Origin of the sequence: Cyclobacterium sp. 1_MG-2023, from assembly GCF_030546805.1 — a bacterium.
In the GTDB taxonomy this organism is placed as follows: Bacteria; Bacteroidota; Bacteroidia; order Cytophagales; family Cyclobacteriaceae; genus Cyclobacterium.
Genome location: NZ_JAUOPC010000004.1, coordinates 369354 through 392838, shown reverse-complemented (window position 1 = coordinate 392838; position 23485 = coordinate 369354). Strand labels below are relative to the sequence as shown.

Sequence of the window (23485 nt, the reverse complement as noted above, 5' to 3'; positions counted from 1 at the left end):
CAATTCTTATATGGGTTGGTCCATTCTTACAAGAATATTGACTGGAGTCTATTCACTATTAAAAAGTAAATTTTTATGTTCAAGAAACTCATTATTCTAATTGTTCCAATTGTTTTAGGTACAGCTTTAACCGGCTCAAAACCGCAAAGCGATGAGATTCTTTGGGACAGATGGGGCATCCCTCATATTTATGCCAGCACGGACAACAACCTTTATTATATGATGGGCTGGGCACAAATGCACAACCATGGCAATTTGATGCTAAAACTATATGGAGAAGGCCGGGCAAAATCCGGGGAATACTGGGGTGAAAATATTGAACGAGACAAGCTATTGCATCAGTTAGGGGTTTTGGCTGCTTCCAGAAGATCTTTTGCCCAATTACCACAAAAGGAAAAAGACGTTTTAATTGCCTTTGCCAAAGGTATTAATGCCTATGCCCAAAAAAACCTCAATGAGCTGGAGGAAAAATTCAAAGTAGTCCTCCCGGTAAAACCTGAGGACATCCTTCAACATACCTTCAGGGTATTTTACCTTGAGTTTCTCGTCAACCGCAATATTCGAAAAGCCTATAATTGGACCCCGGGATCAAATGGTTGGGCCATCAATGGAAGTAAAACTGCTTCAGGAAACAGCATGCTAATGGCCAATCCACACCTAAACTGGAATGATTTCTGGTTGTTTTTTGAAGCACATTTAATTTCCGGCACCAATGATTTATATGGGACCACCCTGGTGGGCCTACCAACCATTGGTATAGGTTTTAATAAAAACTTGGGCTGGACCCATACCGTCAACACCTTGGATAATGTGGATCTATACGAACTTACCCTTAAAAATGGGCAGTATCAACTCGACAATAAATATCACGACTTCACCATAGACAGCCTCCTAATAACTGAAAAAACGGAGGCAGGAAGCAGGGAAATTGTAGTGCTAAGAAAGCAGTCTGAGTTTGGTATGGTGGTGAAGGAAGGCGAAAACAAAGCGATTGCCATGAAGTGGCCAAATAGTGACGGAAAACTCAATATCATTGGGCAGTGGCTAGCTATGGGAGAGGCTCAATCGCTCGGACAATTTCAAGAAGCACTAAAAATGAATGGCCTCCCACTGTTTAATGTGATTTATAGTGACAAGGAAAACAATATCCTCTATCATTTTGGTGGAAATGTCCCTAAGAAAAATGGAGACTGGAAAAAATGGCAAAACATCGTTTCCAGTACTTCCAGCGATGATTTGTGGCAGGGCTACTATTCCTCAAAGGAAGTTCCTTCCTACCTTAACCCTAAAAATGGCTGGATTCAAAATGCCAATGACCCTCCCTATACCAGCACCATTCCTGCCGCCATTAGTCCTGAGGATTACCCTTCTCATATGGCTCCAAACGCCATGGGATTCAGACCCCAGCGTTCAGCTTTGTTGATTAAAGATGCAGAAAACCTCAGTTTAGAAGAGTTTATAGCTTTGAAACACGATACAAAATCAGAATATTTTCTAAGGCTAAAAGAAGATTTAAGCAAAATCGATCCCAGTGAGCTGGATAGCTTGACGAAGGAAGGTTTAGAAATATTGCTCAGTTGGGATGGTGCTTTCGAGACCAAAAGTAATGGTCCGGTATTGTTCAGCTTATTCGCCAAGGAATTGGGCAGTAAAGGAACATTTGAAGTGGAATGGAATTTCGGTGATCCTTTGAACACGCCAACCAAGCTAAAAGATGAGCAATCGGTGGTCTCTTCCTTAAAAAAGGCTGTTGAAAAACACATCAAAACTTATGGTAAGCTTTCGATTGCATATGGTGAAGTTTACCGGCTAAAGGTTGGAAACTATAGCTTTGGAGGTAATGGTGGAGCCGGTAATTTAGGTATTTTCAGAACCATGAATTATTCCCCGGAGGAAAATGGGCAATTCTTTGCCGCCCATGGTGAGACCTACGTTTGCGCAACTGAATTTGGTGATGAGATTACCGCCAAGGCCCTGATGTCCTATGGCAACGCCACTCAACCCGGCAACCCACATGTAGGTGACCAATTGGAGCTGTTTTCCAAAAAGAAGCTTAGAAAGGTGTGGCTCAAAAGGGAAGACCAATTAAAGAATTTAGAAAAGCATGAAAAATTTAGTAGTATGCAGTAGTAAGCCATTGGGGGTATTGTTGCAAAATGCACCGATACCCCCATTTCTTCTTCCTAAGTGGGAATTAAAAAAACGGTCAATTAATCCAATTGATTATTGCTGATTTTCGCCAATCGGTTTATTTTAACCTGCAAGAGCACAGCCATGGCTACAATGGCCACTATAATTATACCTACCAACACCCTTATTTCAGGGCCAATTGAAGCTAAGTCCCCTCCATAAAAGGCCACTTTTCTAAAGCCACTCAAATATTGAGTTACGGGAATAAAATGGGCTACATTGGTAATTAACTCTGGAATCGCTGAGGTAGGCCAGGTAAATCCACTCAAGATAAATGCCGGTGTAGAAATCACCATTAACAACTCTGTCGCTTTCAACTGGCTTGGAATAGCTATAGAAAATAACATACCAATAAACATGGAAGCAAAAGTTAACAAAGTGGTCAACACCAGCATGGGAAGATTTAAAATATCCACTCCAACATTAAAAAAGGACAATAACAAACTTATAATCAACCACATAAAAGGAAGCATAAGCAAAAATGGCGTTGCTTTTAAGAGAATGTGGTAAATTGAAGATTTGCTTTCTTTTACTAGTTTACCAAAATACCCATCTTCGAAATCTCTAGAAAACACCAAGGCCATTGCCAGAAAGATGATTTGTTGCATAATGGCCGCAAGCAATCCGGGCAGCATAAAAGTCACATAGTTACCCGTAGAATTATAAAGCTTGTTGAAATTTATTTTAAAGCTTTCATAACTAGCCATCGCCTGGTCCGGATGTAGACCTTGTTTTTTAAGCCCTTCTATTTCAATTCCAGCATTGATGGTCATCAATACGGTATTGATTTGGTTGCTCGCCGTATTGGCATTTAAAATATTTGCCATATTTAGGTCAACCCGAACTTCAGGATGTTTTTTTTGCAAAAGGTCTTTCTCAAAACCATTTGGCAAAGTAATGACAGCGATATACTGATTGCTTGGCATTTCGCTTTTAATATTTCCCGGCACTGGTCGTACATCTTTCACATGCAAACCCTCATTGTCTTCAAAAGCATCAATTATCTTATCCGTAGCAGGACTTTGATCCTGATCCACAATAACTATGGGCAAATCTTTTACTTTGGCTTGTTGATACACATAACCAAACAAGATACCGTATCCAATGGGTGCCCCAAAGAAGATGGCCATTAACACACTGTTAGAAAAAATACGCTTAAATTCCAGCTTCAATAAACCTATGAATTTTTTCATCTTTTTTTATTTTATAAGGAATGTCGCATTGATGTAGAATTTTTGTGCTGATACATCTGATGTAGGCACAACCTTTAATTCGTATATGGACTCGGACAATTCATACAGGGGAGCAGTACTTGTTATGTCCGCATACTTGGCAAGTTGCTTAATGGCTATAACCTTAGCGTCGATTTCATCATGGTTATATGGATTGACAAGGGTTAAATTCTGGCCCACTTCAAAATCATAAATCTTTGATTCAGGAATTGTAAATCTAAAATAAAGGCTGTTGGTTTTATACCCATTAAAAAGGGTAAACCCGGGGGTTGCCAACTCACCTTCATCCACGCTAATCGTTTCTAAAGACATATCGGCAGGAGCAATAACATATTGCTCTAAAGAAGCTGAAACAACTTCTTCCCTAGCCCCTTTCGCTCGATCCAACTGACCTTTAGCTTGTTCTATTTGTTCCTCTCTGGCGCCTTTTCTCACTTCATCTCTTTTGCTTGTTAAGGCCGCCACCTGAGCTTTGGCCATGTTTAACTTCATCTTTACCTCATCAAATTGTTGTTGGGTAACCAATGAATCCTTGTACATGGCTTCCAATCGATTATACGATTCCTGAGCAAAATCCAACTGCGCTTTACTGGCATTTAGTTGGCCTTCTATTTGGTTCAACTGCTCCACCGTAGCACCGTTAAAGGCCATGTTTAACTGACCTTGAGCTGCCATTATGGCCCCTTCTGCCTGCATCATTTTAGCCTGCACTTCAGGAATATCTATAATAGCCAAAGTATCGCCCTTCCGGACGGTTTGACCTTCCTTTACTAAAATTTTATCAATTCTTCCCGCAAGTTTGCTGCTTACTGAAATGGTTTCAAATTTAACTTTTCCTCTATTTGGAGTGATCTCTTCCTTTTGGCAAGAACCTAATGCGAGGAGTGCAAAACAGCCTAATATTGTATTTTTATAGTTAATCATTTTTTTGTTTTTTTGAGGGTTAGTAATTAAGTATTCCTTTGGCATGAAGCAGATCTGCTACTGCTCTTCTCTCCTTAAAGTAGGACTCTTGTAACTTGAAATTGGCTTTTTCTACATCATTCAAAGCATCCAATACATCGTTGATTGAAGCCAAGTTGTTTTTGTATTGCGTATTCACCATCTCATAGTTTTCATTGGCCAGGTCTACTTCCTTTTGCACTATTTTGGTATTCATTAAGGCCGATTCGTAGCTTATTTCAGCTTTGGATATGCCTAAAGAAATCATTTCATTTGCTTCTGCTATTTGTTCCCTATACTTAGCAGACTCCAGCTGAACTTTTCTTCTTTTTAATCGGGATTGATTGCCATCAAACACATTCCATTTAAGTCCAACACCAACATACCATTTGGGGTCTAGCAGCGATAAATTCTCTTCTAAAAATTCATAATGTCCTTTTAAAGCAACCTTAGGAATAAAATTGCTCTTTAGCATTTTGGCCTGGTATTGGGTGGCCTTTTCAGCTTCTTCTAAAGCCTTTATTTCATAACGCTTCTCCGTATTTGAATCCGTATTTACAGCAAAAGCATGTAATTGTGGATTAAGCAATCTTAAATCCACCCTACTTTCTCCGGTCAGTTGGTGTAGCACCTCTATTAATAGGGTATTGTTATGTTCAAATTCAAGCTTCTTGGCTTCCAATTGCTGTTTTGCCAATGCTATTTTATTCCTGCTTATAGGCGTGGCTAAACCATTTTCAATGGCCTTATTGACATAAAAAACTTGTTCGTTTAAGTAATTCTCTGTCGTTGTAAGTACCTTCTTGGAAGCTTTTACCAAGGCAAGTTTATCATAAGCTTCTATGATTTGTAAAGCAATTTTATCCTCTTCTGCCATTCCCACATAATTCAAGGATGCCTCTTTGTGTTTGCTCGCCTGTAATGCATTGCTTGCTTCCAGCCCACTGAACAATACCCAATCTAGGTCAACCGATGACCTGAGTATATTTTGATTTTGTAACACCGGAACTTCTTGAAGTGGAATGGTATTTGGAAAAGTTGAATTAAAAGGTAGCCCTATGGCATCTTTGATAACCAGCTTTTGGGTTTCGGTCAATAAAGTTTTGGTATTTTCATCAAAAGTAATGTCATCATTTAAATGGGTATAGCTACCATTTAATGTGATTTTGGGCAAGAACACCGATTTTGCCAATTTTTGGTCAACTTGGGCTTGCTCCGCATCCATACGTTTACCATTAAGGCCATGATTTTTATTAAGCCCTTTGCTTATCAAGCCTTTTAGTATTGGGTCTAAGTCTTGTGCTTTAGTTACCGATGGGATAACCGTTAAAAGCACAATCCATAGAACCGCTAATGCTCCTTTGTATCTTTTCATTGAAAATGGTTTATTTATTACCATACAAAGATCATGGAACAGGAGCAGCTTTCTTTTGACCTATGTCAAAAAGTGAAATGTAAATTATGTCGGGCGAATATTCTAAAATTGTATCTTTTCTTTATTAACTATTAATCAACAGGTCAAACATGCAGTTAAAGCTTGTTTGACCTGTTCATTTTTTCCCCTGAGTTGTTACGCTTCAGGGCAGGCTATGATGAAAAAACGAACCAAAAAAATCAAGGCTGTCAAATCTTATTTCAAATGATGGATAAAAATGAGGATTAAAGTCCATTTACGTTTCCATCATTTGATTTTTGGAGCAGGATTACAGGCTAAAAAAGAGTGGATCTCTTTAAGGAGCTAACTCTTTTTTTTAACGCCTTCCACCCTGCTCCAAAAACCATAACCTTTGAAGGCCCGAAAAAGCCTGGTATTTTATTTTGTCAAGAGTGACCGATTTCGATAAAAACTTTTCAATTATAACCTATTTACTCGAATTGCTTTTCCTGATACGGCTTAAGGTTTCTTGTGTCATTCCCAAATAAGATGCGATATGTCCTAAGGGAACTTGATAAGCAATGTCAGGAAACTCAGCCAACATGTATTCATACCGCTCTTTGGCCGTTTGAAACTGAATGGCATTCAATTTATTCACTACCTTGGTAAGCATTTCTGTAGTGACAAGCCGGCCCAACTTTTCCATTTTGGGATAGGTATCGAATAATTCATCCAACTTCTCTTTTGTTATACTATATATCACAGCATCTTCCAAGATCTCTATATAATACAAGCTTGGGCATTGCTGAAAAAAGCTATCTGCACTGGCCATAAACTTCCCACTACCAAAAAACCATTGGGTAATCTCTTTTCCTGCTTGATTAAGATAATAACTCCTACCCAAGCCACTCTCAATAAAATACAAAGTTTTGGAAACTTCTCCCTGGTGTACAAGAATTTGGTTCTTCGGAACAGTTTCCTTTTTAAAATGTTTAAGGATATCATTTAACTCATCGTTTGTAAAAGGTACCAATGCTTTTAAAAAGTCAGAAATATTCATAAATAATTTTGATGTAGAGAAATCGTTGTACAAAAAAGAGGCGTTTTTATTAAAAGTGAAATTACAAAATTTCCCAAGGAATTAAGCGCTAAACCCCACACTCCTACTAAAGATTCAAAATTATAAATTGATGGCATTTCATAAAACCTTGGTCCTTTTTATAAAATTCTATCTGCTATTTCAGGTTTAGCGAATTAATTGTTGCGAAATTGCGCAAGTGTAGGACCTAACCTATTTCCATACAAACCCATTTATGAAATAATTATGGAACAAAAACCACAATTACGTACGGTAAATGTTACCAGATACATGCAACCCTTAAGAGAAGGTGGTTCTCTTCCTGCACTAGCTGCTGCGGATGATGGTTTTAAGTATGTTCTTAAATTCCGAGGTGCTGGGCAACGAGAAAAAGCGCTTATTGCAGAACTTCTTGGAGGAGAAATTGCCCGATTACTTGGTCTTAAGGTTCCTGAATTGGTATTCGCCAACCTGGACCCGGCCTTTGGGAGATCTGAAGGTGACGAGGAAATCCAGGATTTGCTAAAAGGAAGCCAAGGATTAAATTTAGCTTTGCATTATTTATCCGGAGCGATAAACTATGATCCGGTAGCATCAAAAGTTGATACGCTCTTAGCCTCCAAAATTGTATGGTTAGACCTGTTTATCACCAATGTAGACCGGACCTTTAGGAACACAAATATGCTGATGTGGAATAGAGAGCTTTGGCTCATCGACCATGGGGCTGCATTTTTATTTCAGCATGGATGGACGAGATGGAAAGAAAATGCAACCAAGTCATTTCCCATAATTACCAACCATGTGCTACTCCAGCAAGCTGAAAGTTTGGCTGAGGTCAATGATGAATTTACTTCTATTTTAAATGAGGATAAGATTAACGCCATTGTTTCTTTGATACCTGATGAGTGGTTATTAGCAGGAAGAGATGGGGACAATGCAGCGGAATTAAGAACAGTTTATGCCAATTTTCTAATGCTAAGATTGTCCTATGCAGATCAATTCACCAAAGAAACCAATGATGCAAGAAAATCACTTATATGAATATGCCATCCTCCGGGTTGTACCAAGAGTGGAGCGTGAGGAATTTGTAAATGTTGGAGTCATTTTGTGCGACCACAAAAGTGGTTTTCTGGGAGTGAAAATCCATCTATGCCAGAAAAAAATAAGGGCTTTAGATCCGGATGCAGATTTGGAAATGATCCTTGAAAATTTAAAATCCTTTGAAAAGGTTTGCAAAGGGGAAAGTAATGGTGGACAAATAGCCAGTTTGGATCTTGCTTCCAGGTTCAGATGGCTCACAGCTGTAAGAAGTTCTGTAATTCAGACTTCCAGACCCCATCCCGGACTTAGTAAAGACCTTAACAAAACCCTTCAACATTTATTTGAAGAGTATGTGATGTAATAAAAAATAATAGCCGAATCCTTCCATTTCCTATCCGGCGACTTAAAAAAAAATCCCACCCGTTAACATTTCTCGGGTGGGATTTCAATTTAAAAGCCATTAACGCCGCCTGCCACGAGGCTTATCAATAATAGAACAATAAATATATAAAAGATAACTTTAGCAATTGAGGCCAATCCGGAGGCAATTCCTCCGAAACCCAATACCGCGGCGATTAAAGCTACAACAAGAAATGTAATTACCCATGTCAACATAATATCAGTGGTTTTTGGTTTAAAATTTATTTAATCAACTAAATACAAAAACCAATCCATTAAATTGGGGAATACCAGCTAAGCCATTATTGGGGCATATTTTGTGCGATTAAGCTACTTTTTTGATTTATTCAGTTAACAATACACCTATTTCAGCAAAAGTAGCGGATTGGCCATCAGTCGTACTTTTTGCAATCAATCGAATATACCTTGCTGTTCGGGGTTCGAATTCCACCTGTTGTTCTATGGGACTATTGGCTATATTTCCAAACTCCCCGGACACCGCTTTTTGCCAGTTTTTGCCATCTATACTTGTATGAAATTCAAAATCCTTGATCAGACCGGACATGTACCTGATTTGTATGGGATAATAAGTAAAGCCTGAAACTTCCTGATTTTCTCCCAGATCTATGCTTGCCTTGTTTTGCTTACTGATATAATTGGTAGATGGGTTGTCGTCTATCAAATGATTGGGATCCTTTTCAGGATCAATTACCTTCCACTTTTTCTTGGCCAAAGAAAAAGCGATGGTGATCGGCTCACTAAATTCACCTGTTACCGGATCTTTGGAGACTGCCTTTAATGTAGCGGGCTGGAGGAGTTCAAAGTTTTCTTTATAAGCAACACCTCCGGATTTGGGGTCACTTCCATCCAAACTATAAAAGGCCTCCAAGCCATCCTCACTAAAGTCAAAACTTACCAGACCATTTTTATCCCTAGCAATTGTTGGAGGTAATAATAATTTAGGCGCGTTATAAAAGGCAAGGTGACTGATAACCGGGCTATCTTTGGCATCAAGAATGGTGAATTTCACTGCTGATGTTTTTGTATCCGGTAACCTAAGTATTCTTTTATAACCTATGGTGGTCTCCTTGGCCAAAGATTCCCATTGGCCATCTTCATTTTTGATTTCAAGCGTAAAAGACTTTACCCTTTGTCCTAGAGAAATATTCTCTTGCACCAAAAAGCGGTTAAATGTTTGTTCCGCACCAAAATCTATGGTTACTGTAGCCGGCAGTTCACCCGATTTGGGATTCCAAAATGTTTCCATTTCCGATTGAAGTAAATTGTCTACCGTGAACTTACCATTTTCAGAGGAAGCAGAAAGGTTACTGCTTTCCAATGGAATCTTCCGGCTAAAATCCTCTTTAACTTTTTCCACCAATTTATTAAGTTGTCGCACGTCGTTTTCGTGGATTTGTCCTGTTTTATCGACAGGGAAATTCAATAATAGGGAGCTATTTCTACCAATACTGTTATAATATATGTCCAACAATTCCGGAAGTGACCTTACTTTATGATCTTCGTAGGCGTGGTAATACCAACCCGGACGGATAGATACATCCGCTTCTGCAGGCACCCAATGGGTGCCATTTTCCTGACCGGGAGAATATTTCTTTGAATATTCCGGCATTCCTCCATAGATTGAGTCTCTCATTAGATTGGACCAAGTGGTGGGGTATGCAAAGCCATGTTCATTGCCAACCCACCTAACATCCGGGCCTGCATCTCCAAAGATTACGGCATTGGGCTGAAGTTCTCTTACAATTTCAATTGTCCCGGGCCAGTCGTAGTAATTCTTTTTATCTACCCTTCGCTCCTCATTGGCGCCACCGTAATAGCCGGTACCTCCATTTGCACCATCGAACCAGACTTCAAAAATTTCCCCATAATTGGTCAAAAGTTCTCGCAGTTGTTCCCTGAAAACTGATACATATTTCGGAGTACCATAGTCAGGGTGGTTTCTATCCCAAGGGGAAAGATACACACCAAATTTTAGCCCTTCAGCTCTGAATGCTTCAGACACCTCCTTGATAATATCCCCTTTACCATCTTTCCATGCTGCATTTTTTACCGAATGCTCCGTGGTAGCTGTAGGCCAAAGACAAAAACCATCATGATGCTTTGCTGTAATAATGATCCCTTTCATCCCTGCCTCTTTACAGACCTTCGCCCACTGTTTAGGGTCAAAATCTGTGGGATTAAACAACGAAGGATCCTCATCCCCCATGCCCCACTCCATATTGGTGAAAGTATTCATATTGAAATGTGCAAAGGCATAAAATTCCAACCCCTGCCAAGCCAGTTGCCTTTCATCCGGAATAGGATGGACGGGAGATATGGGCTCAGTTTCGCCTTGGCGACAGCTGGCCAAAAGCACAAGAGCAAGAACAAATAGTAATTGGTTACGCATCATTTTTGTTTTGTTTTTGATATTGAGAAGGTAAAGTACCAAAATAACTTTTAAAGTGCTTTGAAAAATACTTAGCATTATTAAACCCTACCTGATATGCCACCTCTGAAACCGAAAATTGGTTTAATTTTAAGAGTTGGGCAGCCCTTTGCATACGAATGGATCGAATAAATTCTAAGGGACTTTGCCCGGTTATGGCATTGCATTTTTTATACAAATGCATTCTGCTCATGCCTAGTTCTTTGCTAAGGGTCTCCACAGAAAAATCTGGGTTTTCTATTTCCTTTTCTACCAAAGCTATGGCTTTTTGTATCAATTTATCATCCAGTGACTCTAATTCCGGCTCACTGGTTTGCACAGAAATCACTTTCTGGTAATGTTGTTGGAGTCTATTTTTTTCCTCCAGAAGATTTTGCAAACCTGAACGAAGGAGCGCCAGGTTAAAGGGCTTTTCTAGGTAAAGGTTGCATCCGGATACCATTCCTGATAAATGGGCTTCTTCAGCAGTTTTTGCGGTCAATAATACTACAGGAATATGAGAGGTTTTAAGGTTATTTTTGACATGCTTACACAAGGTTACGCCATCCATTTCAGGCATCATAATATCTGAAAGAATAATATCGGGTATTTTATCTAGCGCTATTTTTAAAGCTTTTTCACCATTGGCAGCTTGGTCAATTAAATAATCCTCTTTTAAGACCTCATAGAGGTATTGGCGAAGATCTGCATTGTCTTCCGCCAGAAGAAGTCTTGGCTTTTGTTCTATCACCTCTTTCGGTATTTCATCTTCCGGATCCTCCCCATCGGAAAGAAAAGGTTTATCGCCCATCGGTTTGAATCCTGTCATTAGCTCTAGAGGAAGCTTTACCGTAAATGTTGTTCCATATCCTATTTCACTATCCAAACCAACACTTCCACCATGCATTTTGGTAAATTCATCTACCAAAGATAGACCAATTCCTGTTCCCTGATTTTGGTTGGCATTGGTGGTATAGTACCTCTCAAAGACCCTTTTCTGTAGATGTTTGGGTATGCCAATTCCCGAATCTTTTACAAAGATTGTCAAAACTCCTTGATGGGATTCTTCCTGCTTGAAACTTAATCCTACCTCAATCCTCCCCCCTTCACAGGTAAACTTAAAGGCATTGGACAATAAGTTATTGATGATTTTTTCAACTTTATCTGAATCAAATGAACAAGGTAATTTTTCAATTTCAGTACTAAAAGACAAATCAATATTGGAATTAATCGCTAGACTTTGGAAAGCAAACACCTGCTCCTTAATCAAAGCAATAATATCACCTTCTGCCTTTACCAATTGTAGGGTTTGCATTTCAATATTTCTTAGATCCATTAATTGGTTAACAAGCGTCAATAATTTATGGGCATTTTGCTGAATTGTTTTCAGATGAAAATTGGTAGGACTTTCACCATACTCCTCTCTTAATTTATCTATAGGAGCCAAAATCAAGGTAAGCGGGGTTCTAAACTCGTGGCTTACATTGGTGAAAAACTTACTTTTCATTTGATCTAATTCTGCCCGCCTTTGGATCTCTTTGATTTCACCCTGTCTTCTAAGCCTTAGCCTTTCTTTGTTAACAAACCACCGCCACAAGACAACCATTAATAGAACAAATGATATTGAATAAATAAGATAGGCTACACCGGTTTTCCAGAAAGGAGCCAAAACCTCAATATCTAAGGATGCTGCCTCTGAACCCGGAATACCATCTATGCTGGAAGCTTTTACCAATAATTGGTACTTTCCTGGATCCAAATTTGTAAAGGTTACTTCAAATGGAGGTTCGGAAAGATTGGTCCAATCATTACTAAACCCTTCTAATTTATATTGAAAGCTACTTTTTTCCGGATTAAGGTAATTCATTGAAGAAAATGAAACAGAAAAAATATTCTCATCATGGTTCAATTGGATGCTCCGAGATTTATCCAAAGGTTCTTTCAATAAAATCCGCCCATTTACCCCCTCATTAACAGATATCGGCCGGTTGAATAGCGAAAAGGCAGAAAAAACCAGCTGAGGCTCATCCTCATGGAAAGAAAAAGTAGAGGGATCTACAAAATTGAAGCCATCAGAACCTCCAAAATATATATCTCCTTTTTCAGCAATGAACATTGCATTTTTATTGAAATAATCTCCTTGAAGACCATCCCTTGCATTGAACAACCTAAAATCAGCTTTCAGTTTAGGCCCCGACCTATCGATCATCGCATGAATGATGCCCTCTTGGGAACTTATCCACAAGTTTCCTAGAAAATCCGCCACCAAGCTGACCAAGAATTCATTTTTTAATCCATCCGATTGGTCAAAAACGACAAATTGAGATGTCTGCTCATCGAAATAGCAAAGACCTTTGTGGGTACTGACCCAAATCATTCCGGAATTATCTTTGATAAGGTCTGATACTTCATTGCTACTTAATCCTGATTCATCTCCTATACCTCCCGGAAAATATCGATAATAGCCGGTTTCAGGGTTAAAGACATCAATTCCTTTGATCCCCGCAGACCAAATATTTCCATGCTTATCTTCTGTTATTCCGGTGATGTAGAGATTTTTCAGCGCCAGCCCATCCCCGGCTTCAGTAAACTGCACAAAAATTTTTTCTTCTTTCTGGTATAAAAAAAGCCCCTCTCTAAGTGTACCTATCCACAATCGATTTTTACTGTCTTCATAGATATTCCAAACATTATTGTCTTTCAATGTTCCGGCATTTCTCTCCATTCCCGGATCAAAATGTATCAAGGAGTCACCGTTATAAGCATACAAACCATTCTGATAAGTACCTATCCATAGCACTCCCTCACTATCTGTCAATAAGTCCACGACCACCAAATCTATAGGGAGCAAGGTTTCTCCCAGTGTTACAACATCTGTAATTGCACCATTTTCGGGCGTATATTGCCATAGACCTCCCCCATTGGTTCCGATAAAAATGTTTCCTTCGGCATCTTCTTCAAAGGCGTTGACATCGTTCATTGGATAAGGCTGACTAAGATCTATTTCTCTTTTTACCAGTCCAAATCTGCTAAAATCCGGATGAAATAACTCTACACCATTTTTGTGGGTGCCTATCCATACGATGCCCTGATCATCTTCAAACAATGCATAGACCGCATTATGGGATAGGGAGTAGGGATTATCAGGCTGATTTAACAGGTAGCGTACTTTACTTTTATCTGCATTTATTATATTAATTCCCCCATGGTCTGTCCCTATCCATACCTCACCATTGGAACGGGGCATTACTGTCTTCACCAATGAATTGTTCAATTTTAAACCCTTCGAATCTTCATTGATTGCCTTTATGGTCTTTGTTTTTTGGTTTAAATAATAAACTCCCAAAGCAAAATTAGGACAGAAAACCCAAGCATCTCCTTGCTTATCAAGCTTAATCCTAAAATTAAACCTCTTGTTTTGGCCAATCACATCCTCTATTTCAAAATGGCCTATAATTTTTAGTGATTCTCCTGACAGAATGTCTACTGAACCATTGTCATAAACCAACCAGATATTACCGTTTGAATCTTCTTGAATATCCGAAACATTATTGTGACTCAAACTAGCCGATTCGGAAGGTTTACTTATTAAAAATTTTGATTCATCCTTTTCAGGTAAATACAACGTCAATCCATCGAATGGGTGCAAAAACCAAAACCTCTTTTGTGAATCCACATAGATTTTACTAACCTCTTTACTTTTTAATTTGTACCGATCTTTGATAATACCAAAATCTCTGATAAAAACACCTTTGTTTTTACTGTACACGTTAAATATAGAATCCTCATTCTTTAGCCAAAGGTCTCCTTCTATCCCCTCAAAAAGATCATAAATATCATTGCCATATAATGCGCTTGAATCACTTTTATCTGCAAAAAAGGTTTTTATGGTGGTACCATCGTATCGGTTTAGCCCATTACTGGTCCCAAACCACATATACCCATCAGAATCTTTAAAAATCGCCTGTACATGATCGTTAGATAGCTTTTGTTCTGTTTGAAGCTTTCTTAAATTATACTCTTGCGCTAAAAGATTTGAAAAAACAGAACATACAGCAAAGAGCAAAAGATGCCATCGAATCATAAAACTAAGATAATGACTAAAAAGTAAAATAAAAATCACCCAAAGCAAAATAGCTCCTGACTATTTACAACCATTTATAGCCGGGGCCTTTCCGTTGGATTTATAATATCCTTTGCATCCGTTTCAGAAGGATTTACTCAAAAAAAAAGCGCCTTAATTGATCAATTCATATGAGTAATCAATTCCTCAAAATCATCCCTTATATAAATGACATTCCTGCCCAATTCAATCCATTTCTTTTTCTCTAGCTGTTTAAGCAATCTTGAAACCACCTCTCTTGATGTCCCCAATTCATTGGCTATCTCCTGATGGGTTGTCGAAAGTTCGTTGGTTTTCAATTGCTTCATTTTTGTAACCAAATACCGCATCAACCTTTCATCCATGCGTTTGAAAGCAACTGCATCAAGGGTTTTTAACAATTCCTGAAATTTTATTCGATAAGAATCAGTTACGTAATTCTTCCATTGCTTGAACTCTTCTGTCCATTTTTCGTGCTTATCCACAGGCACACTGAGAATCACACAATCCTCCTCTGCCACCGCCCTAATTTCACTAGGCCTGTAAGATGAGCAACAAGTTAAGGATAAAGCACAGGTTTCTCCCGGATCTATATAGTACAATAATAGCTCCCTGCCCTCTTCATCCAAGCGCAAAACCTTAATGCTTCCACTTAATAAAATTGGAACCATCTTGATGAATTGACCGGGTTCGATTATCGCATCCCCGCTTTTTACTTCTAAAATTCTCCCTTCATTGCCTAAAGCGGCTAAAAGTTTAGAATCAGAAAAAAATGTCAAGTAACTGTTTAAGTTTTCTTTTGTAATCATTTCTCTTTACTTATTCCTTTGTCCTATCCAATGCAAAAGTATTGGCTTCATTAAATTCATAAACCAATACAAAAAACAATAAATGAATCATCTGAGAAGGCAAAGCCGACCAGTTTTCAATCAATGATGTACCTGCAATTAAAGCCAGCATTATACATCCCCCTCCTATGGCTGCCCGTTTAGTTTGCCAACCGATAATTAGAAGTACTCCCAGTAAAAACTCTATAAAAGGAAGCGCAAAACTAAAAGGGATAAGTAAAAACTCAGGAAGTAAGGAGTCCTGAAAATTATTGATCATCCCTTCGCTAAAAGTCTTAAGTTTTGGAATCCTTACCAAGCCATGGCCCAGCATGCTAATGCCAATCCCTAACCTTACCATCAAATAAGATACTGATTTCATATTACCTGTATTATTAAATTTAAGAAGTCTAATTAACAAAGTTTTACTTCTAATCAGTCCCTTAGGTTGTGTTTTTTTTAATTCGCTTTAAAGAAAGACTTATAATGCTACTTTTTTCACGAACCCGGCTAAAAATAGTTGGCTAAAATACAGCACCAAACTTTTCTCATCTAATATTAAGTAATTCTTAAGGAGAATAAATAAATATTGGCAGAAAGCATCTAAAAATAATAATGGCTTTACCTTAAGCAGGTAAAGCATGCTATCTTATTTTAGTACTAGCTACTTAAAGCTTCCCTACATTCTTCAAAGCTCTCGTAATCATTAAAACAAAAAACCTCAACCATAATACAATGGTTGAGGCTTTCTTAATGAGAAAATAGGATCTATTAATACCTGTAGTAATCAGGCTTAAATGGTCCCTGAGGAGCCACTCCAATATATTCTGCTTGGTCTTCTGACAATTGATCCAATTCAACGCCTAATTTCTTAAGGTGCAATTCAGCTACCTTTTCATCCAAATGTTTAGGTAACATATAAACTCCCGGCTTGTATTGGTCGGTATTGTTCCACAATTCTAGTTGTGCCAAAGTTTGATTAGCAAATGAATTGGACATCACAAAAGAAGGGTGACCTGTAGCACAGCCCAAATTCACTAGTCTTCCTTCAGCCAAAACGATGATGTCGTTACCATCTACATTGTATAGATCTACCTGAGGTTTGATTTCGTCTTTGGTATTGCCATAAGTCTCATTCAACCATGCCATATCAATTTCATTGTCGAAATGGCCAATATTACAAACGATGGCTTTGTCTTTAAGGGCCCTGAAGTGTGCTTCAGTAATAATGTCTTTATTTCCGGTAGCTGTAACCACGATATCTGCTTCTTTAACTGCGTCAATCATTTTCTTAACTTCGAAACCGTCCATTGCCGCCTGCAAAGCACAAATTGGATCCACTTCAGAAACGATGACTCTTGCACCGGCTCCACGAAGAGAGGCTGCAGACCCTTTTCCAACATCACCATATCCTGCTACAGCGGCTACTTTTCCGGCCATCATAACATCTGTTGCACGCCTAATGGCATCCACCAAAGACTCCTTACAACCGTACTTATTATCAAACTTAGACTTGGTAACAGAGTCATTTACATTAATCGCAGGAATTGGCAAGGTACCATTTTTCATCCTTTCATAAAGCCTATGTACTCCTGTCGTGGTTTCTTCAGAAAGTCCTTTGATATTGGCTACCAATTCAGGGTATTTGTCCAATACCATATTGGTCAGGTCTCCACCATCATCCAAAATCATATTCAAAGGCTTTTTCTCTTCACCGAAGAATAAGGTTTGCTCAATGCACCAATCAAAGTCTTTTTCGGAAAGTCCTTTCCATGCATATACACTCACACCTGCTGCCGCCACTGCTGCTGCCGCATGATCCTGAGTAGAAAAAATATTACAAGAAGACCAGGTAACCTCAGCCCCTAAAGCGACCAAAGTTTCGATCAATACTGCAGTTTGAATTGTCATGTGAAGACAACCCGCAATTCTTGCACCTTTCAAAGGCTGGGATTTCCCAAACTCTTCTCTAAGGGACATTAATCCGGGCATTTCACTTTCAGCAAGTCTTATTTCTTTTCGACCGTATTCGGCAAGAGAAATATCCTTTACTTTGTATTGAACGTATTCCTGTGATTTCGTTGCTGACATATTTGAAATTATATAGTTTCTAGGAAAATTTTGTCAAATTTAGGTATTAGTAAACACAAATGAAAATTAGTCATTTCTAATTAGTCTAATTTGTTTTAGCTCATAACGAATATGTTCTCCATTTTGTTTACGCATTTCCAGATGGCCAAAATTCCCTACCCCGGTTATTTTACCAGAAAAAATCTCTCCATCATCATAGGTAGCCCACTTATCAAACAAATAAAGCGTGTTTTGATAAGTTTCTTTGATGGATTTAAATGATTCAGTTTTCAAATGAAGGTACCATATTTCAATATGTTTTAAAATTTCACTCAAGACTTCATTCAAATCCAACTCCTTTCCTAAAATATCTTTTAATGATATGGCTCCTTTAGTCTTAAAATCTGTCTGATTGACATTGATGCCCAGGCCAATGATGGAGTGATCCAAATATTGACCTTTTAAACGATTTTCAAGCAACATTCCTCCCAGCTTTTTCCCCTTGTAATAAAAATCATTCGGCCATTTCACCGCTATGTCATTCACGTAGCGATTGAGGCCTTGCTTAACCCCAATAGCAATGGCCATATTCAAGATAAATTGATCATTGATGGATAAAAAGGAAGGAAATAAAACCAAGGAGAATGTCAGGTTAAGTCCTGGTAACGACTCCCATTGGCTACCTCTTTGCCCTTTGCCCCTACTTTGATTATGTGCAATGAGAACAGCCCCCTCATTGATAAGTCCTGATCGAACCATAGAAAGCGCTACTTCGTTCGTAGAGTGACAGTCTGTCAGGTTTATAATTTCTTTTCCTAAAAAAACAGTATTGGCAAGGATTTTATGCATCTATTATTAGTTATTTCACCCCATAATCAGGATATTTAATGTTTCATCTCAAGTTATGGATAACAAAGTAAATAAATTTAAATTACACGATAAATAAATATATGACGGCAGAAGAGCTGTGCAAAGTTATTGTAAAAGGAATGGAAGATAAAAAAGCTTCTAACATCGTTTTGATGGACTTGAGAGATATCTTTAGCACGATGACTGATTTTTTTGTGATTTGTTCAGCCACATCCGACACACAGGTAGATGGTATTTCCAACGCAATCGAAGAAGAAGTTTATAAAACGAATAAAGAAAGACCTTGGATGAGTGAAGGAAAAAACACACGTCAATGGGTCTTACTGGACTATGCAAATGTTGTCGTTCATATTTTCTTAAAAGATACGCGAGAGTTTTACCAGTTGGAAGAACTTTGGGGAGATGCAAAGATCACCAAAATTAATCCCCAATAGTACCATGGATAAAAACTTTCTTTTGTCTAATTCGTTTTAAAAAAATTCAAGCATTATAAAATACCGACATGAGTAATAATAAATCTAAAAAATTTGTTCCAAAACCTCCCCAAAAACCAAATTTTCAACTTTGGTTGATCATAACTGCGGTCATCGTCCTTATCGGTGTTACCTGGTTTAATCAAAACACAGCCACTGTTGAAATTACAATGAAGCGTTTTGAGGACATGGTTTTAAGCAATGACGTTAAGAAAGTAACGGTCATATTTAATCAAAACTATGTGGAAGTCACCTTAAAAGAGGAGGCACTCGAAAACCAAAGATATAAAGATGAATTGGAGAGTCAGAACAGGTTTTCAAATCCTACAGGACCACATTATAAAATTAAAATAGCTTCCGTTGATAATTTTATTGAAAATTATTCTCAACTGGAAGAAAAACTACCTGAAGAGCAAAGAATCGGCTATTCAGCCAAGGAGGAAGAGAGTTGGGGCAACTGGATTTCAAGTTTCGGCTTCCTGATTTTAATTTTCTTCCTTTTCTGGATGATGATGCGAAGGATGTCCGGCCCAAGTGGACCCGGAGGACAAATCTTTAATGTAGGTAAGTCCAAAGCCCAATTGTTTGATGCTGAAAACAAGGTTAAAATCACTTTTGACAATGTGGCAGGTTTGGATGAAGCAAAAGAAGAAGTAGAAGAAATCGTAGAATTTCTTAAAACACCGGCCAAATTCACCAAACTTGGTGGTAAAATACCAAAAGGTGCTTTGCTTATAGGCCCTCCCGGTACAGGTAAAACTTTACTCGCCAAAGCGGTGGCCGGAGAAGCAGGAGTTCCTTTCTTTACACTTTCCGGATCCGACTTCGTGGAGATGTTTGTAGGGGTAGGTGCTGCAAGGGTACGGGACCTTTTTAAGCAAGCTAAGGAGAAAGCGCCTTGTATCATATTTATTGATGAAATTGACGCCATCGGTAGGTCCAGAGGAAAGGGTCAAATGCCCGGATCCAATGACGAGAGGGAAAACACCCTTAACTCCCTATTGGTAGAAATGGATGGATTTGGCACTGATTCAGGGGTTATTGTCCTTGCGGCAACCAACCGTCCGGATGTACTCGATAGCGCATTGCTTAGAGCAGGTCGTTTTGATCGCCAGATAAGCATAGATAAGCCCGATATTGTTGGTAGAGAAGCCATCTTTAAGGTACACTTAGAACCAATCAAAACCGCAGATGATATAGAGCCGAAAAAATTAGCTGCCCAAACTCCGGGATTCGCCGGTGCAGAAATTGCCAATGTTTGTAACGAAGCAGCTTTAATAGCGGCGAGAAGAAACAAAAATGCGGTGGATATGCAAGATTTCCAAGATGCAGTAGACCGTGTAATTGGTGGTTTAGAGAAAAAGAATAAAATCATCTCTCCTGAGGAGAAAAAGATCGTTGCCTACCATGAAGCCGGACATGCTGTTGCAGGATGGTTCTTAGAACATGCAGATCCATTGGTGAAAGTAAGTATTGTTCCTAGAGGAATTGCTGCTTTGGGCTATGCTCAATACCTTCCGAAAGAGCAATTCCTTTACCAAACCGAACAGCTTATAGACGAGATGTGTATGGCTTTGGGAGGAAGAGCTGCTGAAGAAATCATTTTTGGCAAAATCTCTACAGGTGCATTAAGTGACCTTGAAAGGATCACCAAAATGGCCTATTCTATAGTCTCTGTATATGGGATGAATGATAAAATTGGAAATGTTTCTTTCTATGATAGTAAAGGTGGTGAATACAAATTTGACAAACCTTACTCTGATAATACAGCTCAGACCATAGATGAAGAGGTACGTAAACTCATTGAATTTGCTTATTCCAGAACACTTGACCTACTAAGAGAAAGGGAGAATGAGTTGTTGATAATAGCCAAAGAATTATTGGAGAAAGAAATATTGTTCCAAGCAGATTTGGAGGAACTTATTGGTAAGAGGCCTTTTGACAAGGAAACGACCTACGAAAAATTCACCAAGCTAAAAACCGAAGATAAAGCAATCGAAGCTCCTAAGGACGACGCTACGGATGCGGATGACAAAAAAGAGGATGTAGTAGAAAACAAAGACTAAGGTCTAGTTCAAACGATACAGTTACAATCAATTAAAGGAGGGGAAACCCTCCTTTTTTGATATATTGATGGTCTATAAGCTATTTTTGTAAATAAACAGTAATTTTGTAAACAAAACAGATCGTTTAAAAAGCATGCCGCCATCTCAAATTGCTACGAATAGCAACAATACTATGAAGATCACATTACAGCAATCTCAAAAGGTCTATTTTGTTTCAGACTTTCACCTTGGAACCCCGGATGACATTAGCAGTAGAAAAAGAGAAGATAAAATAGTTAAGTGGCTAAACGAAATCGAAGAAGATGCTGCTGCAGTATTTTTTGTAGGCGACATATTCGATTTCTGGTTTGAATACGAAAAAGTAATACCCAAAGGATTTTTTAGATTCTTCGCCAAACTAACCATGATGAGAAGCAAAGGAATTCCTATGTTCTTTTTCACAGGAAACCACGATTTATGGATGAAGGACTACTTTTCCGAGGAATTGGGTATACCCGTTTTTCACCACCCACAAGAGATTGAAATTAATCAAAAACGTTTCCTCGTAGGACATGGAGATGGACTGGGACCGGGAGACAGAAAATACAAATTGCTCAAAAAGTTTTTTACCAGCAATTTATGTAAATGGATGTTCAAATGGTTGCATCCGGATATTGGAATCGCAATAGCCCAAGCCTGGTCCAAAAACAGTCGCCTATCGAACGAGCTGAAAAAAGAAGATGAATTTAAAGGAAAAGAACAAGAATGGCTATTTCAATACAGCAGAGATATAGAAAACAAAATACATTTTGATTACTATATATTTGGCCACAGACACTTGCCATTAAACTTACCAATAAACGACACTTCAGTGTACTTCAACCTGGGGGAATGGGTGAATCAATGTTATTACGGCGTATTTGATGGGGCAGGCTTTCAACTTAAGCAATACAATGGTTATGCAATTAAGGCCAATTAGGGCGCTTTCATCATGCCTATTGTTGCTCTGTATGGCAGGTAATGTTTGCGGACAAGACAGTGCCCTTACCAAATTATGGGAAGTTTCCCTTTCAGGAATAGATAAAGTGGCCACCAACAACCAAGGAAATATTTTTGTTACAGATAATCAAGGCTACCTTTTTCAATACGATGCAACAGGAAATTTAGTCAATGAATTGGCTACATCATTAAGTGCTCCTGTCACAAATTTAGATGCCTACAATACTGTAAATATTTTTCTTTTTAGTGCGGCGTTGCAGCGATTTGAGTTTTTGGACAGGTTTCTAAACCCTATTAGCAGCCTATCCATTAATGAGACAATTGCTTCAGGTTGGATAAGTCAGGCTTGTCCCGGCAATAACAATAGCCTTTGGATGTACGATGAGTCAGACCTTAATTTAAGTAAGTACAGCCTTGGCAACAATGAGCTTGTGCAAACCCAAGCTTTGAATGTCCTTATTCAACAGAATGACCTCAAAGTGGTTTTACTAACCGAAAGAAATAATTTGCTATTCCTTCAAATAGCTGAAGATGGACTGTATATTTTTGACAATCAAGCTAACTTTATAGAAAAAATACCTCTTACCACTCACAATAGGCCTGTAATTGAAGGGGATTTTGTATATGTGATCCAAGAAGGCCAATTGATCAAAATAAATTACCTGACAAAAACTTCCCAATCTTTTGCTTTGCCTAAGGAAAGAAATTTTAATAAGTTAGGCCTTACTTCTCAACATGTTTCTTTAGCCAACGAAAAGATTTTAACTGTTTATAAACGTCCAAAAGATTTCTAATAAAACACAATACAACCATTTACATAAAACAAAGCAATATTTATTGCTTTAGGGCCAATTGTTCGCTTATTAGTTATAATTTTGTTAAATTATATTAATTAAAGTTGAATTTTTAAAATTATTCGGATCGATCTTTGCTATTTGCATATTAATGAATGTAGAAAAATATACCTTAAAATTAACAATATCTGTAATCCTTTTTTTAGCACTTTTCCAATTAGGGAGATTTTCGGCAGAGGCTCAGAACGTTAGCAGGTCCTTTGAAACGGAAATTTCATTCCCAAAGGAGCTGAATACCCCTACAGTAAATTTTAATTTACAATCATTGGGAAATAAAAAATTCAAACTTATACTAGACGAACCCAATACACAGTCAACCGCTGTTAAAATTTTTGACATCCTAGGAAATCTTATTTTGCAAGACCAACTTTCACCAGATGATGGCCTTCAGAAAAATTATGATTTTACCCATCTCAATAGCAAAATTTTTGTTGTGGAAGTTGGCAATGCCAAATACAATAAAACCAAAAGTATTTATGCCAACCCTCATGGCACAATCGATAAACAAACCAAATTAAAGGAATAAAAAAAGGACTTGCTTAACACAAGTCCTTTTTTTA

General features: G+C 38.3%; 19 protein-coding genes. 8 read left to right on the top strand and 11 right to left on the bottom strand.

Annotation, left to right across the window (positions count from 1 at the left end):
• Window positions 1–75: 75 nt before the first annotated feature.
• Window positions 76–2130, top strand: a complete 2055-nt coding sequence (locus Q4534_RS08250; RefSeq protein ID WP_303612690.1) for a penicillin acylase family protein — start codon at window positions 76–78, stop codon at window positions 2128–2130.
• Window positions 2131–2210: 80 nt separating this feature from the next.
• Here the strand turns inward: Q4534_RS08250 and Q4534_RS08245 are convergent, their stop codons facing one another.
• From Q4534_RS08245 to Q4534_RS08230, 4 genes are all read right to left on the bottom strand, one after another.
• Window positions 2211–3383, bottom strand: coding sequence for an ABC transporter permease (locus tag Q4534_RS08245; protein ID WP_303612689.1), 1173 nt, complete (start codon window positions 3381–3383; stop codon window positions 2211–2213).
• 6 nt (window positions 3384–3389) lie between these two features.
• A complete protein-coding gene (locus Q4534_RS08240; RefSeq protein WP_303612688.1) occupies window positions 3390–4346 on the bottom strand; it encodes an HlyD family secretion protein in 957 nt (318 codons plus the stop codon).
• Window positions 4347–4365: 19 nt separating this feature from the next.
• Window positions 4366–5739 (bottom strand): TolC family protein, encoded by a 1374-nt coding sequence (locus Q4534_RS08235; RefSeq protein WP_303612687.1) that lies wholly within the window; start codon window positions 5737–5739, stop codon window positions 4366–4368.
• Between the two features lie 487 nt (window positions 5740–6226).
• Entirely contained in the window at window positions 6227–6799 is a 573-nt protein-coding gene (locus Q4534_RS08230; protein WP_303612686.1) for a Crp/Fnr family transcriptional regulator, read from the bottom strand.
• A 264-nt stretch (window positions 6800–7063) separates the two neighbouring features.
• Between Q4534_RS08230 and Q4534_RS08225 the strand changes: the two genes are divergently transcribed.
• Together Q4534_RS08225 and Q4534_RS08220 are read left to right on the top strand one after the other, a co-directional pair.
• Window positions 7064–7858: a HipA family kinase gene (locus Q4534_RS08225; RefSeq protein WP_303612685.1), complete on the top strand. Its 795-nt coding sequence runs from the start codon at window positions 7064–7066 to the stop codon at window positions 7856–7858.
• Window positions 7836–8219 (top strand): DUF3037 domain-containing protein, encoded by a 384-nt coding sequence (locus tag Q4534_RS08220; RefSeq protein WP_303612788.1) that lies wholly within the window; start codon window positions 7836–7838, stop codon window positions 8217–8219. Before Q4534_RS08225 ends, Q4534_RS08220 begins: the two co-directional genes overlap by 23 nt.
• Window positions 8220–8308: 89 nt before the next feature.
• On the opposite strand, the gene Q4534_RS08215 is transcribed toward Q4534_RS08220, so the two are convergent.
• The 7 genes from Q4534_RS08215 to Q4534_RS08185 all read right to left on the bottom strand — a co-directional run bounded on the left by Q4534_RS08215 (window position 8309) and on the right by Q4534_RS08185 (window position 18533).
• Complete coding sequence (locus Q4534_RS08215; RefSeq protein ID WP_014021499.1) at window positions 8309–8473, bottom strand: DUF1328 domain-containing protein; 165 nt, start codon at window positions 8471–8473, stop codon at window positions 8309–8311.
• Between the two features lie 127 nt (window positions 8474–8600).
• Entirely contained in the window at window positions 8601–10670 is a 2070-nt protein-coding gene (locus Q4534_RS08210) for an alpha-L-fucosidase (protein ID WP_303612684.1), read from the bottom strand.
• Entirely contained in the window at window positions 10660–14769 is a 4110-nt protein-coding gene (locus Q4534_RS08205) for a two-component regulator propeller domain-containing protein (protein ID WP_303612683.1), read from the bottom strand. Before Q4534_RS08205 ends, Q4534_RS08210 begins: the two co-directional genes overlap by 11 nt.
• Before the next feature lie 161 nt (window positions 14770–14930).
• Complete coding sequence (locus Q4534_RS08200; RefSeq protein WP_303612682.1) at window positions 14931–15596, bottom strand: Crp/Fnr family transcriptional regulator; 666 nt, start codon at window positions 15594–15596, stop codon at window positions 14931–14933.
• 10 nt (window positions 15597–15606) lie between these two features.
• Complete coding sequence (locus Q4534_RS08195; protein ID WP_303612681.1) at window positions 15607–15996, bottom strand: DoxX family membrane protein; 390 nt, start codon at window positions 15994–15996, stop codon at window positions 15607–15609.
• 389 nt (window positions 15997–16385) lie between these two features.
• On the bottom strand, window positions 16386–17705 hold the full coding sequence (gene ahcY, locus Q4534_RS08190; protein ID WP_303612680.1) for an adenosylhomocysteinase: 1320 nt from the start codon (window positions 17703–17705) through the stop codon (window positions 16386–16388).
• Window positions 17706–17771: 66 nt separating this feature from the next.
• A complete protein-coding gene (locus Q4534_RS08185) occupies window positions 17772–18533 on the bottom strand; it encodes a biotin--[acetyl-CoA-carboxylase] ligase (protein WP_303612679.1) in 762 nt (253 codons plus the stop codon).
• Between the two features lie 101 nt (window positions 18534–18634).
• Between Q4534_RS08185 and rsfS the strand changes: the two genes are divergently transcribed.
• From rsfS to Q4534_RS08160, 5 genes are all read left to right on the top strand, one after another.
• Window positions 18635–18988 (top strand): ribosome silencing factor, encoded by a 354-nt coding sequence (gene rsfS, locus Q4534_RS08180; protein ID WP_303612678.1) that lies wholly within the window; start codon window positions 18635–18637, stop codon window positions 18986–18988.
• A gap of 68 nt (window positions 18989–19056) precedes the next feature.
• A complete protein-coding gene (gene ftsH / locus Q4534_RS08175) occupies window positions 19057–21093 on the top strand; it encodes an ATP-dependent zinc metalloprotease FtsH (protein WP_303612677.1) in 2037 nt (678 codons plus the stop codon).
• Between the two features lie 172 nt (window positions 21094–21265).
• Window positions 21266–22051, top strand: coding sequence for a UDP-2,3-diacylglucosamine diphosphatase (locus Q4534_RS08170; RefSeq protein ID WP_303612676.1), 786 nt, complete (start codon window positions 21266–21268; stop codon window positions 22049–22051).
• The gene (locus Q4534_RS08165; RefSeq protein ID WP_303612675.1) at window positions 22032–22865 is read left to right on the top strand and encodes a hypothetical protein; all 834 of its coding nucleotides are present in this window, start codon (window positions 22032–22034) and stop codon (window positions 22863–22865) included. The genes Q4534_RS08170 and Q4534_RS08165 overlap by 20 nt, the downstream gene beginning before the upstream one ends.
• Window positions 22866–23016: 151 nt before the next feature.
• Entirely contained in the window at window positions 23017–23451 is a 435-nt protein-coding gene (locus Q4534_RS08160; protein ID WP_303612674.1) for a hypothetical protein, read from the top strand.
• Window positions 23452–23485: the final 34 nt, after the last annotated feature.